This window comes from Streptomyces monashensis (genome assembly GCF_001866665.1).
GTDB classification, from domain to species: domain Bacteria; phylum Actinomycetota; class Actinomycetes; order Streptomycetales; family Streptomycetaceae; genus Streptomyces; species Streptomyces monashensis.
In genome coordinates, this window is record NZ_MLYO01000102.1 from 1 (window position 1) to 13,288 (window position 13,288).

Annotated in this window: 9 protein-coding genes; 3 read left to right on the forward strand and 6 right to left on the reverse strand. The window is 70.8% G+C overall.

The genetic code is table 11. The features are described 5' to 3' along the window. The 5 genes from BIV23_RS42150 to BIV23_RS42170 all read right to left on the reverse strand — a co-directional run. Positions 1-4,672: beta-ketoacyl synthase N-terminal-like domain-containing protein (locus tag BIV23_RS42150; protein ID WP_143079234.1), on the reverse strand; the 4,672-nt coding region annotated here is incomplete at its 3' end. A 32-nt stretch (positions 4,673-4,704) separates the two neighbouring features. Then, positions 4,705-5,898 carry a cytochrome P450 gene (locus BIV23_RS42155; protein WP_071386296.1) on the reverse strand — a complete coding sequence of 398 codons (1,194 nt, stop codon included), beginning with the start codon at positions 5,896-5,898 and terminating at the stop codon, positions 4,705-4,707. Positions 5,899-6,826: 928 nt separating this feature from the next. Continuing rightward, on the reverse strand, positions 6,827-7,390 hold the full coding sequence (locus tag BIV23_RS42160) for an NADPH-dependent FMN reductase (RefSeq protein ID WP_071386297.1): 564 nt from the start codon (positions 7,388-7,390) through the stop codon (positions 6,827-6,829). Positions 7,391-7,517: 127 nt separating this feature from the next. Next, complete coding sequence (locus tag BIV23_RS42165) at positions 7,518-8,525, reverse strand: Gfo/Idh/MocA family protein (RefSeq protein ID WP_071386298.1); 1,008 nt, start codon at positions 8,523-8,525, stop codon at positions 7,518-7,520. Continuing rightward, entirely contained in the window at positions 8,522-9,508 is a 987-nt protein-coding gene (locus BIV23_RS42170; protein WP_071386299.1) for a Gfo/Idh/MocA family protein, read from the reverse strand. The genes BIV23_RS42165 and BIV23_RS42170 overlap by 4 nt, the downstream gene beginning before the upstream one ends. A gap of 397 nt (positions 9,509-9,905) precedes the next feature. Here BIV23_RS42170 and BIV23_RS42175 point away from each other — a divergent pair, with 397 nt between their 5' ends. Continuing rightward, positions 9,906-10,157, forward strand: a complete 252-nt coding sequence (locus tag BIV23_RS42175) for a hypothetical protein (protein ID WP_245790913.1) — start codon at positions 9,906-9,908, stop codon at positions 10,155-10,157. A gap of 851 nt (positions 10,158-11,008) precedes the next feature. Here BIV23_RS42175 and BIV23_RS42180 read toward each other — a convergent pair. Then, positions 11,009-11,611: an HAD family hydrolase gene (locus tag BIV23_RS42180; protein WP_079173753.1), complete on the reverse strand. Its 603-nt coding sequence runs from the start codon at positions 11,609-11,611 to the stop codon at positions 11,009-11,011. Between the two features lie 337 nt (positions 11,612-11,948). Between BIV23_RS42180 and BIV23_RS42185 the strand changes: the two genes are divergently transcribed. Both BIV23_RS42185 and BIV23_RS42190 read left to right on the forward strand, forming a co-directional pair. After that, entirely contained in the window at positions 11,949-12,557 is a 609-nt protein-coding gene (locus BIV23_RS42185; protein ID WP_245790914.1) for a nucleosidase, read from the forward strand. A gap of 84 nt (positions 12,558-12,641) precedes the next feature. Further along, positions 12,642-13,288: S-adenosylmethionine synthetase N-terminal domain-containing protein (locus BIV23_RS42190; RefSeq protein ID WP_281250209.1), on the forward strand; the 647-nt coding region annotated here is incomplete at its 3' end.

Genomic DNA, 13,288 nt, shown 5'->3' on the forward strand with positions numbered 1-13,288 from the left:
CCTCGACGAACGACGCGAGCCGACCGGCCTGACCCGCCAACGCACCCTCACCGCGCGCCGACACCACCAACGGCACCACACCAGCGGACGCCAACGACCGCTGCGTCACCTCGGCAGATGCCTCCTCGTCCTCGGGGGCCTCCTCCAGGATCAGGTGCGCGTTGGTCCCGCTGACGCCGAACGCGGACACGCCCGCCCGGCGCGGTCGACCGTCGCGCGGCCACCGGCGCGCCTCGGTCAGCAACTCCACCGCACCGGCCGACCAGTCCACCTGCGTCGTCGGCTCGTCCACGTGCAGGGTCGCCGGAAGCACCTCGTGCCGCAGCGCCTGCACCATCTTGATCACACCGGCCACACCCGCCGCCGCCTGCGCATGACCGATGTTCGACTTCAACGACCCCAGCCACAAAGGCCGCTCCGGATCCCTGCCTTGCCCGTACGTCGCCAAGAGCGCCCGTGCCTCGATCGGATCACCCAGCGCCGTACCCGTACCATGCGCCTCCACGACATCCACGTCCGCGGGGGAAAGCCCGGCGCCGGCCAGTGCCTTGCGGATAACCCGCTGCTGCGAGGCGCCGTTCGGGGCCGTCAGTCCGTTGGACGCACCGTCCTGGTTCACCGCACTGCCCCGCAGCACGGCGAGAACCTTGTGCCCCCGCTCCCGCGCCACCGACAGACGCTCCAGAACCACGACACCCACACCCTCGGACCAGCCCGTGCCGTCAGCCGCCGACGCGAACGCCTTGCACCGACCGTCGGCCGCCAGCGCCCGCTGGCGGGAGAACTCCACGAAGTGGTCGGGGGTCGCCATCACGGCGACGCCGCCGGCCAGCGCCATCGAGCACTCGCCCTGCCGCAGCGCCTGGGCCGCCAGGTGCATCGCCACCAGCGACGACGAACACGCCGTGTCCACCGACATCGCCGGGCCCTCGAAACCGAACACGTACGACACCCGGCCCGAGGCCACACTGGACGCCAGCCCCGTGGTCGCGAAGCCTTCCAGCTCGGGCGTGGCCGTACCGGTCCCGTACCCCTGGCCGAACAGACCGGAGAACACGCCGACGTCGGCGCCCTTCAGCGAGACGGGGTCGATACCCGCACGCTCCAGCGCCTCCCACGACGTCTCCAGGAGCAGCCGCTGCTGCGGGTCCATCGCCCGTGCCTCACGCGGCGAGATGCCGAAGAACCCCGCATCGAACAGGCCCGCCTCGTGGAGGAAACCGCCCTGGGCGGCGTACGAGGTGCCCGCGTGGTCCGGGTCGTCGTCGAAGAGGCCTTCGAGGTCCCAGCCCCGGTCCTCGGGGAAGTCGGAGACGGCGTCGACGCCGTCGACGACCAGCTTCCACAACTCCTCGGGCGAGGAGACACCGCCCGGCAGCCGGCACGCCATGCCGACGATGGCGAGCGGTTCGTCCCGGTCGGCGGCGAGGACCGTCTCGGTGACCGGGGCGGGCTCCGGGTCCCCGAGGATCTCGGACCGCAGAAAGGCCGCGACGGCCGCCGGGGTAGGGTGCTCGAAGGCGATCGTGGAGGGCAGGTGCAGTCCGGTCTTCTCCATCAGCCCGTTGCGCAGTGCGCCGGTGGCCCTTGAGGTGAAGCCCAGCTCGTAGAAGGCACGGTCGGTCGGGACCGGTTCGGAACCGTCCAGCTGCAGCACATCGGCGACCTGCGTACAGACCAGGTCTTCGAGGAGTGCCAGCTGCGCGCGCTCCTCCAGCTCGGCGAGCCGGTCACGCAGGTCCGCCGCGACGGTCTTGTCCGGCTCACCCGTTCGAGCGGGCTTCTCGGCCAAGGAGCGCAGGAGCGCGGGCGCCTGGGCGTCGTGTGCCGGTGTGCCGGGCAGGGCGGCCAGCGGCGACGGAGGGTTCGTCGTCAGGGCGACGTCGAAAGCGGCGAGCAGTTCCTGAGGCGGTCGGCCCGCATCCGCGCCGGTCGATCCGGAGCCGTCGCGGTCGCCCGGCCGGCCACCCCAGGCGAGGTATGCGCCGGGCAGGTGGCGCAGGCGCCGGCTGCGTACCACCGCCTCGCTCAGGATCGCGTCGACGGCTGCGGCCGGGTCGTCGGGAGAGCCCAGCAGTCCGGCTGCAGCGGACGACACCACGAGGAAGGTGGAGAGGTCCTCTTCCGCCGCCGTCATGTGGTCGAGCTGCAGGGCCAGTTCGGGGGCGTGGGCGGCGTGCACCACTGCGGTGACCGGGTGACGCAGGTCGGCCAGGGCATCCCGCAGCGGTTGCGGATGGGCGGCGTCAGCGGTGACGCGGATGACGCTCGTCTCGGCGAAGGCCAGTTCGTCGCCGGGGGTGGTGCCGGTGGTGCCGGGGGCACCGACGAGCAGCAGGTTCCGCGCCCGGTGGACGGTGGCAAGACGGTGGGCCAGCGCCGCGCCGAGTTCGGTGTCCACTCCGGTGACCACCACGGTGCCGGCGGCTGCGGGCCAGGAACTCGGCTGCGGGCCGTCGAGGACGGGCAGACGCTTCAGCCGGGGGACGAGCAGTGCGTCCGAACGCACCGCGATCTGGGGCTCGTCGGAGGCGAGCGCCGCCACCAGGACGTCCGGGGAGTCCGGAGCACCCCGGCCGTACGGAACGTCCACGACGGTCAGCGACTGGGGCCGGGCCTCCTGGTAGGTGCGTGCGACAGCCCAGAGCGGCGCGTCGGCGAGCTGTTGCAGGCCGTCCGCCGGGTCCGTGGCGAGCGCGTCCGCCGCGTCCGCCGGGACAGTTTCCGCCGTGTGCGGCGCGACGGCGCCGCGCGTGAGGATCACCAGCCTGGAGGCCGCCAGTTCTGGTCGTGCCAGCCAGGAGTCCACGTCCTCGGCCAGGAGACGGGCCCTGCTGCGACCCACGCTGATCGCGTCCGCGCCCTGTCCGGCCTCGGCTCCGGTCGGGGGCACCAGGACGGTCACGTCCGGAACCGGCTCGCCGCCGGCCACTGCGGCGCGCACCGCCGCCAGATCCGCGTAGGTGCGCACTGCGCCGCCCGCCGCTTCCAAGGGGCGGACGAGTTCAGCCGCCTCAGGACCGGCGAGCGCCCAACTCCGGGCGGGCACGGCTGCGTTGTCCGGCTCCGGCGCCGGTATCCACTCGACGCGCGTCAGCGTGTCGTGGTGTCCACCCGCGGCGTACCGCAGACGGCCCGGCTGCTCGGCCAGGAGGCGTCGCTTGATCTTGCCCGACGCGGTGCGGGGGATGGCGGTGACCTCATGGATCCGTTCCGGCACCTTGTAGGCGGAAAGTTGCTCGCGGCAGCGGGCGACCAGCGAAGCCGGGTCGAATCCGGTGGGGCCGGGGATCACATAGGCGACCGGCACTTCGCCGAGCGTGTCGTGCGGCGCGCCGGCGACCGCCGCGTCAGCGACGCCCTCGACGGTGCGCAGGACTGCCTCGACCTCCTCGGGGTGGATGTTCTCGCCGCCGCGGATGACGAGTTCCTTGATCCGGCCGCAGATGGTGAAGTAGCCGGACTCGTCGCACCGGGCCAGGTCTCCGGTCCGGAACCAGCCGTCCCGCATCGCCTCGGCGGTCGCCTCGGGGCTGTCGTGGTAGCCGACCATGATGTTCGGCCCGCTGACCCAGACCTCCCCCTCCCGCCCCGCGGGGACGTCGGCTCCCGTGGCGGGGTCGACGATGCGGACGTCGACGCCTGGCACGGGCAGACCGCAGGAGCCGTCGACCCGGGCGCCGTCCGGCGGGTTCATGGTGATGGCGCCGCAGGTCTCGGTGCTGCCGTAGGCGTCGACCAGCGGGACCCCGAAGGTCTCCTCGAAGTCTCGGCGCAGGCCTGATCCGGTGACCGCGCCACCGACCAGGCCGATGCGCAGGTTCTGCGCGCGGAAGCCGCTGTGGCGGGCGGCCGTCACCAGGTGGTGGTAGGTGGTGGGGACGCCGGCCAGGAAGGTCGAGCCGTCCTCGCGCAGCACCCGCATGACGTCCTCGGCGGAGCTGCCGTCCATGAGCCGAGCGGTGGCACCGGTGACGGTGACGGAGAGCACGCACGCGATGTGCGAGAGGCTGTGGAAGAGCGGCAGCGGCCACAGCACCCGGTCCCGGTCCGTGAGCCCCGGAATCGGTACGTAGCAGGAGGCGACGGACCACAGGCAGTTGGCCTGCGTCGACAGGACGCCCTTGGGCCGGCCGGTCGTTCCCGACGTGTAGAACATCCAGGCCACGTCGTCCAGGGCGAGATCGTCCCGGGCGGGCAGGGACGGCTCACGGTCGGCGAGTTCGTCGTACGCGTGGACTCCCGCCCCTTCGAGGAGACCTTCCGGAACCTCACCGGTCACGAGCAGGGTCCCGGGGGTCTCCCCCCGTGCGCCCCTGAAGCGCTGCGCCCGAGCGGCGTCGGTGACGAGCACCACGGCGCCGCTGTCGGCGATGAGGTAGTCCAGTTCGGCCTGCGTCGAGGCGGGGTTGAGCGGCACCCCGATGCCCCCGGCGCGCACGATCGCCAGGTAGCTCTCCACGGTGGCGACCGTGTTGCCGAGGCAGATGGCCACGCGGTCGCCGCGCTCGACGCCGAGGTGTGCCAGATGTCCGGCCAGCCGACGCGTCCGCTCCTCAAGGTCCCCGTAGGTGACCGCTCGCCGGTCGTCGGCGAACGCGACCTTGTCGGGGAAACGGGTCGCGTTCTCCAGGAGTGCCACGGGCAGGGGCTTGATGAGGTCGGTGCGCACGGTGCCGCAGATCCTTTCGGGGAAAAGGGAGTTCACCAGGAGACGGGTAGGCTCTTCACCGCGAAGACGGATCCCTTGAGCCGCAGTGGCACCTCTTCGAAATCAGCGGCAAGGCTGAGATCGGGAAACGCACGGAGGAGAGCGGAGAATCCGGCACGCAGTTCGACGCGCGCCAGGTTCTGGCCCAGGCACTGGTGGATACCGAAGCCGAATGCCATGTGGCCGGAGGTCTCGCGCCCGATGTCCAGCTTGGCGGGGCACTCGAATTTCGCCGGGTCACGGTTGGCCGCCGGCAGGGACACCGTGATGCTGTCGCCCTTCCTGACCGTCTCCCCGTCCAGTTCGATGTCCTCGAGGGCGGTGCGGTACGTGTCGTACTGGTTGACCGTGAGGTAGCGGAGGAGTTCCTCGATCGCGGCGTCCAGTTTCGAGGGGTCCGCGCGCAGCGCCGCCAGCTGATCGGGGTGGTGGAGGAGCGCGAACACACCGACGGCGAGGGCGCTCTCGGTGGTCTCGTACCCCGCGAAGAGGAGCAGTGTGACCATGTTGCACAGCTCTTCGGTGGTCAGCCGGCCGCCGGCGATGAGGCGGCTGATGAGGTCGTCCTCGGGCTCCTTGCGCCTGCGCTCGATGACCTCTGCGAAGAAGGCGACCGCCTGCCCCATGGCGGCCGCGGCCTCCTGCGGGTCCGCGTCGGAGTCGTGCAGAAGCGTCGGTGCGTGACCGTAGCGGTCGGCTTCGCCGTAGGGCAGACCGACGAACTCGGACAGGACCCGCAGGGACAGCGGTTTGGCGAAGGTGGCCACCAGGTCCGCGGGCGAGCCGTGTTCCCGCATCACGTCGATCTGCTCGGCGGCCACGGCCTGCGCCCGCGTCGCGAGCTGGTTCGCCCTGCGTGCGGTGAACTCGCCGGTGAGCAGCCGCCGGTAGCGGGTGTGGTCGGGCGGGTCCATGTGAATGAACATCCCGGGAATCCGCGGGTGGTTGGGCATCACCTGTCCGCGGTGCGTCACCGGGAAGTGACCGATCTCCGTGCTGTGGCTGAACCTCGGGTCGCTGAGGACCTTGCGAACCAGTTCGTAACTGGAGACGATCCAGCCGACATGTCCGTCGGGGTACACCATTCTCGCGAGCGGCCGTTCCTGGCGCAGCGCATCAAATATCGCAGGAGGGTCGAACTGATGGGTACGCGCCCACGGCTCCTCGAAGGAGATTGCGTCGCTCATGGAATCCTTCCCAATAGGGAAATGCCCGCTTGACCGTCAAGAAATGAGATTCGCATATGCGTCCCGCGATGGCTCTCACACCGTCGTGACGACGTGGTCCGTCTGGTATCTCCAGGGGAGACATTAGACGAGCGACAACGACCCGCCATCCCCAGGGCTGGTAGGGCGGCGGCGACCTCAAGCCGGGCACGAGCGATCGGCCAAGCAATTCCGGGCTCGCCGGAGAATTTGATTCCAAACGATTGAGGCCCGATACAGATCTGCTCGGAATTCCTTGGAGACGGGCACTCTCATATGCACGCACCACCGCACCGACCCGCCGGCGCCGTCGTCACCCTCCCCCGGGTCACGCATGCATCGGCCGGCTGCACCGCGACAGCGGCCGCCTTCATCTCGACGTTTGCGTGGGCCGATTCCGCCCGGACGTCACGGCGCGGTCGTCCGGACGGAACCGCCAGACCCGGTGCGGCTTCGGCGGGGGACACCCCCGGGGGGGGCGGGGCCACGCTGACGAGGTCGAGGACTCTCCCGGCATGACCGAGCTGATCTCCGAGATCATCGACTGGGCAACCAGTCGGTTCGGCCGCTACCCCTTCGCCTGCACCGGGGCGATCGTCGGCCGTCTCCCGGTCTCGGATACGCACTGGAGACCCAGGCCAAGCCGTACTTCGAGAAGCCCCCGACGAAACGCTGGTCGTACACGAACTTGCCCATCAGTGGATCGGGAACTCCGTCACTGAAGAAAGGGACCGAGCAACACTGATACGCCAACGCGGATGTCCGCGAGGATCGAACGTCCGCCCTGGCGGATGAGGGGCACCGGCACCGACTCGCGCGCCCCTCCGCAGCCCGACGGGTTCGCCGCCCGCGCAAGGCAGCGGCAGGCGGATCGCCACTGTGGTGAACCGCCTGCCGCAGGAGAGGCAGGTCAGGCTTGGCGGAGCGGTGCGAGCGCGTCCGTCCAGGTGATCACCTCGGTGAGCAGCTGCTGGAGCGTGGCCTCGTGCCGCTCGGTCGGCTTGAATGTCGTGAACTGCTCGAAGTCGGCCTGGAGCGACAGATGGAGCTGGGTGTGCACGGCCGCCAGCTGGACCGCCCCGGCGATGTGCCGCAGATGGTCGACGGCGCGGGCGCCGCTCACGTTGCTGCCGTATCCGACGAACCCGGCGGCCTTGTTGTTCCACTCGTTGTAGACGAAGTCGATGGCGTTCTTCAGCGCGGCCGGAATCGACCGGTTGTATTCGGGCGTGACGAAGACGAATCCGTCGAGCTCGGCGACCTTGGCGGCCCAGGCACGGGTGTGATCGTGCTCGTAGGCTCCCATCCGCGGGGTACGCGGCTCGTCGAACAGCGGGAGGGCGTAGTCGGCGATGTCGACGAGCTCGACGTCGGCGTCCTCGCGCGCGTCGGCCGTCTTCTGGATCCATTCCGCGATCTGCGGCCCCACGCGGCCGGGACGGGTGCTGCCGAGGATGATGCCGATGGTGGTCATGCGCGTCTCCAGATTGCAAGGTCAAGGGCGAGGTTCAAAGGCAGGTGCCAACAGGGAACAGGGTGCCCGAGCACGCCGGAACGCACGGCGTGAACTGGCCAGACCGTAGCGTCGTACGGCGCTGCGGTCACGGCAGTACTTTCTGCGGCACGGCCAACTCGACGGGCTGGCCGGTGCGTAGCGATGCGCGAGCCGCCTCGGTGATCCGCAGCGTGCGCACCCCCGCCACACCGTCCGGGCCGACTCCGCTCCCTTGGCGGACCCCACCGATGAACTCGCCGAGCATGACCGCGTACGGGTCGTCCCCGCGCGTCACCCACCGTTCGCTGGACGTGACGGAGTCGAATCCGCCGAGCAGCCGCGGCACGGCGGTGAACTCCACGCTGGCCCGGTCCCCGATGAAGGTCATGGCCGGTCCGCCCGCGGTCGGCCCGGTGTCCGCCGAACCCCAACTGCAGTCGATCGACACGACGGTTCCGCCCGCGTAGCGCACGGTGACAAGCGCCCCGCTCTCCACGCCCGGCTCCGTGCCGAGGATACTGTTCGACTGCGCGTAGACCTCCTCCGCGGGGGCCCCGTCGAGCACCGCGTCCACCATGTCCAGCAGGTGGGGCGCGTTGCTGGCCAGCGCCCCGGCCCGCGCATCCTGCGTCCCGGCCGGATACGGCCTGTTGTACGCCCCGTGCACGGCCGTGAGCCCGCCGAGGACCTCACCTTCGGCGATCTCTCTCCGTACGGCGGCGAACGCCGGACCGAAGCAGGCCGGTGAGGCCATGCTCAGCCGCACGCCCGCGTCCTCGCAGGCGCGCACCATGGCTTCGGCGTCCGCCTCGTCGGCTGCCAGTGGGTGCTCGCACAACACCTGTGCCCCCACCGCGGTCGCCCGCTCGACCAGTTCGCGGCGGCGGTCGGCCTCACTCGTGACGACCACGGCGTCGGGGCGCAGCGCGAAAAGTTGGTCCCAGCTGTCCATGTACGTCACGCCGAGCCGACGGGCCGTGCTTCTCCCCCGCGCCGGATCGTCCGGTGCGCCGTCGGGATCCGCGACGACCAACTGCACGTCCGGCATGTCGTGCAGCAGCTGAGCGTACGTCGTGGCGCGCTCGTGGGCGAACGACAACACGGCGACCTTCATGCGGCGGCCCCCTTCACGGGCAGTTCGACGGCGCGTCCTGTCCATGCGGACCGTGCCGCGGCTTGGGTGATGCGGACGGCTGCCAGCGCGTCGTGGGACACCAGACGCGGCTCGGGTCCGCCCCTCAACGCCTGTGCGAACTCACGGATCTCGGAGGCGAACGGGGATTCCCCGTAGTAGCCGAAGGTCCCGGCCGGGCCGCCGGACACCTGGATCTCCTGGGGCCACTCGGAGTCGTGGACGATCGTCCCGCCCGTGCCCGAGACATGGTAGGTGACGCGAATGGGCGGCTGCGGCGTCGGTGTCCACCGGCTCACGATCTGGCTGAGCGCGCCACTGGCGTGCGTGAGCACGGCCATGCCGACCGCGGCGGTTCCCTCCAGGGCGGGTGCGGCAATCTCCCCCTGGTAGTGGGCGTGCACGCGTACGACGTCCCCGAAGAGCCAGTAGGCGATGTCCACGCCGTGCAGCATCTGGTCGGTCAGGATCCCGCCCGACTCCGCGGAGGCGTGACCACTCCAGGGCCGAGGGTGATATCCGGCCACGGTGAACCGGGCGACCGTGCCCGCTCCCAGACGGCCCTCGTCCACCAGCTCATGGAGCCGGGCGAAGGCGGGGGCGAAGCGGATGTCGTGCGCCGGGTAGACCGGTACCCCGGCCCGTTCCGCCGCATCGACGATCTCCTCGGCCTCACCGACGTCGGCAGCAAGCGGCTTCTCGCACACGACCGCCACGCCGTTGGCGATGGCGGCCAGGGCGATGTCCCGGTGGGTGTCCGTCGGCGAGCAGATGTCGACGGCGTCCGCGCCGTCCAGCGCGTCGGCCAAGGAGTCCACGGCCTTCGCCCCGAACTCGTCGGCCAGGTCCGCGGCCCGACCGTCCAGCGAGTGGACGCGCACGGACGCCCCGGCGCCGATCCACGCCTCGAGGTGCATCCGTGCGATCAGTCCGGCGCCGATCAGTGCTATTTCAAGCTGCCGCATGGCGTTCCCCAGCTCTTCTTCCCTAGTGATCGTCTGCACAGGCAGGCCGAACTGCGGGAACCATCGGTCCTGCGCCCCGGCGCCACCGACCCCCGCAGGTCCAAAGCCTGATCAGTCTCACCCGCTGCGCTGACCGGCACCATCACCAACGTGGGTAGTCTCAGGTGTTTCGGTTGGCCGGAGGCGGCTGCCTCGGCGGCTCGCTCGATCTTCGAGCGATGGGCTTCGCACCGGCTGTCGTTGTGCCCGGATCGCGCCCTACCCCCATCCGCGGGGCGGCCCGCACCCTCGAGAGCATGGGGGACGACGAGTACGTCCAGCGCGAGGACAGCATCATCCCGTTACCCGGGTCCGGCCCGGACAGCTTCCGGCAGCCGACGGCGGACACCCGGCAGCCGTGGGAGCCGGCGGACCGGGCGCAGGCAGCCGTCGACGGCGCGACCGGCCCCGAGCCACCTGCTCCGCCCATCTGTCCGAACTGCCGTCTGCCCGGCGAGCGTCGGCCCACCGGCTGGCCTGCCCCGGCCTTGCCCTGGACGAGATCAAACCGTGGGCGTGGCTGACCTCGGTCCGCGAGTACAACGAGGCCGAGGCGATGCGACGCTCGGACGAGGCGGGGCATCCGGGCCGGTGGCCGGACGCCGGCTGACCAACCTGGAACGCCCCCTGGGCCTATGCCTGATGCTCGCCTGCGCGAGCGCGTCTCACAGGGCGGCCTGTGCGACGCCTCCGCCCGGCATGTGAGGCTGCCGCCGGACCGCGGGGGCGGCAGGCCAGGGAGCTGAGGGCAGGACCCGCGCCAGTTCGTGGCGTATGCGGTCGGCTTCACCACGAGCCTGCGCGGGCACATCACCGCGTTCGGCGACAAGGCGGTTGAAGATCGGAGTTTCCTGGAACACGCTGGGATCTGCCTTCTGAGGTGGGCGCGACACGGCAACTGCCGAGGCGCGCATCGATCATGTGACGGATCGAGTATCCAGTGCCGCGAGCAAGGGCATCACCAGCCGGCGGGGTCCGCAGGTGTGCGCGGGCGTATCGTCGTCAGGACGAGGACGACGGCGCACCTGGCTCGGCTTCCCGCGCAGCGGTTCAAGGGCGCCCCGCGCCCATCCGCGTCGCACTTCGCCGGTGGCACGAGTCCAGCGGGTCCCGTCGAACCGGATCTCCCCCGCCGAGGCATCGGGCCAGGAGCACAGCGGCGTCCCACGGGAGGTCGGCGGCGGCACGGCGGACCAGTCCGCCCAGCGCGTCCAGGTCGTCGAGGAGACGGGGGCGACACCCGCGAGATATACGTGTGAGGCAGGTCGCCGGTGCCGTGCGCGATCCAGACCTGGTGGCCACCACAGAGATCCGGGCCGTGGGGCACCCCTTCGATCCGGCCGCGTCCCTGGCAGGTTTGCTTCGCGCCTGCGAACGCGAGAGCGGCGACGTGGACTGTGGCGGCTCGTTCAGTGCGCCGAACAGGGGGGCGGTGCGCCGTCCGCCGGACGCTGCCGACGGTCAGACCCTGCTGACGGTCAGACGCTCCAGCGCGGGGATCACGGCACGCAGGTCTTCGCCCTCGACGTACGTCGTCGCGCGTGCGCGCACGTCGGGCGGGGCGTTGAAGGCGATGCCCAGGCCGACGGTGTCGAAGAGCGGGCCGTCGGTCGGGCAGGCGCCCACGGCGGCGCAGTCGGTGGGCTCGACGCCGAGCTCGTCGGCCCGGCGCAGGACGAACTCGATCTGGTCCGCGGGCGTGACCGGGGCTCCGGCCCGGCCGGTGAACCTGCCGTTCATCGCGTCCAGGAAGCGGCCCGAGTACGAGTGGAAGCCGAACCGCTCCGCGAGGTGCGCGCCGATCGGGGTCCAGGTGAGGCTGGAGACGATCGGCACGAGGCCGTTGTTCCAGCACCACTGCGTGGTCTCCGCGACGCCGGGGACCACGGGCAGGCCCGCGAGCTGGGTGTGCAGTGCCTTCTCCGGGATGCCCCTCCAGCGTTCCGCGTCGTCGGACTGCCCGCTTTCGTGCACGCCCGAGGCCCCGCTCAGTCCGAGGCGTTCCTCGACGAGGCGGGACAGGCTTCTTCCCGGGACCAGAACGCAGTCCACGGAGAAGAACACGGCGGCGTTTTGAGCAAACATAAGCTGTGCGAGTATGCCACCGCCTGTGGCCCCGCAGTAGCCATTTCTCGATCGCTCCTTCCGGTCTCTCGTGGGGGCGCACGCTTTAGGGATCTCCTGGTCCGATCGAGGCAAACATGGGAACGGCCGTGATCTCGCGGCCCGCCGCCGCGTCGCCTCGCTGGAGAACCGTGTCCATCAATTACGTGCCCTTCACCGCCGGTTTGCCACCGGTGCTGCCGGAGATCTCCGAAGTCCCGTCGGCCACGCCTCCGGCCGTTCAGAACGCCTGATACCGGTCCCGTCTCCACGGACCCCCTCCCGAACAGGATATTTCGTGCTGCTCTCCCCCCTGCCCGAAGCCTCCTTCACCGCTCGTCTCCGCGGCGAGGTACGCCCCGACCGTCCGTTGATCGTGGTGGCGGCGGACGCCGAGGCGGCATGCTTCGACGACACCCTTCCCGTACTGGTCACCGGAATGGGAAAGGTGCGGGCCGCCGTGGAGCTGACGCTGGCGCTGTCGTCGGCCCGTCCGCGGGAGATCGTCAACGTCGGTACGGCCGGCTCGCTCCGGGACCTGCCGTGCGGTGTCGTGGAGGTGAGCCGGGTCATCCAGCACGACCTGCCGGACGAGGTGCTGCACCGGCTCAGCGGCGTCCACTACGGCCGTCCGCTGACCGTACGGCCCGCGCCCGGCCCCACCCTGGCCACCGGTGACGCCTTCGTCGCCGACGGTCGCACCCGGGCGCTGCTGGCCGAGCGGGCCGATCTGGTCGACATGGAGGGTTACGCGATCGCGTCCGTGGCCGAGCGGTTCGGCGTGCCGGTGCGGATCGTGAAGTACGTGAGCGACCAGGCCGACGAGTCCGCCGAGCGGGCCTGGCCCGAGGCGGCGGCGGTGGCCTCCGGCGCGCTGGCCGACTGGATGCGCCGGCACCTGCTCTGAACGGCCGTGCCGGCGGGCACGGCAACCCGAACCGTCCGTCCGCGCGGTGTCCCCTCCGGGGCACCGCCGCTTCTCTGGAGAGTCATGCCTCGTCGCCTGTTCACCTCGGAGTCCGTGACCGAGGGCCACCCCGACAAGATCGCTGACCAGATCAGCGACACGATTCTCGACGCGCTTCTGCGCGAGGACCCGACCTCCCGGGTCGCCGTCGAGACGCTGATCACCACCGGCCTGGTGCACGTGGCCGGCGAGGTCACGACCAAGGCGTACGCGGACATCGCGACCCTGGTCCGCAACAAGATCCTGGAGATCGGCTACGACTCCTCCGAGAAGGGCTTCGACGGCGCCTCCTGCGGCGTGTCGGTGTCCATCGGCGCGCAGTCCCCGGACATCGCGCAGGGCGTCGACACGGCCTACGAGAACCGGGTCGAGGGTGCCGCCGCGGGTGACGGGGGTGACGAGCTGGACCGGCAGGGCGCGGGCGACCAGGGCCTGATGTTCGGCTACGCGTCCGACGAGACGCCGACGCTGATGCCGCTGCCGGTCTTCCTGGCGCACCGCCTGTCGAAGCGGCTGTCCGAGGTCCGCAAGAACGGCACGATCCCCTACCTGCGCCCGGACGGCAAGACGCAGGTCACCATCGAGTACGACGGTGACAAGGCCGTGCGTCTGGACACGGTCGTCGTGTCCTCGCAGCACGCCTGCGACATCGACCTGGAGTCGCTGCTGGC

Bases quoted from the DNA above. Each gene is read 5' to 3' on its own strand.
- BIV23_RS42160 (WP_071386297.1), bottom strand. From the start codon at position 7,390: ATGACCACCATCGGCATCATCCTCGGCAGCACCCGTCCCGGCCGCGTG.
- BIV23_RS42155 (WP_071386296.1), bottom strand. From the start codon at position 5,898: ATGAGCGACGCAATCTCCTTCGAGGAGCCGTGGGCGCGTACCCATCAG.
- BIV23_RS42165 (WP_071386298.1), bottom strand. From the start codon at position 8,525: ATGAAGGTCGCCGTGTTGTCGTTCGCCCACGAGCGCGCCACGACGTAC.
- BIV23_RS42170 (WP_071386299.1), bottom strand. From the start codon at position 9,508: ATGCGGCAGCTTGAAATAGCACTGATCGGCGCCGGACTGATCGCACGG.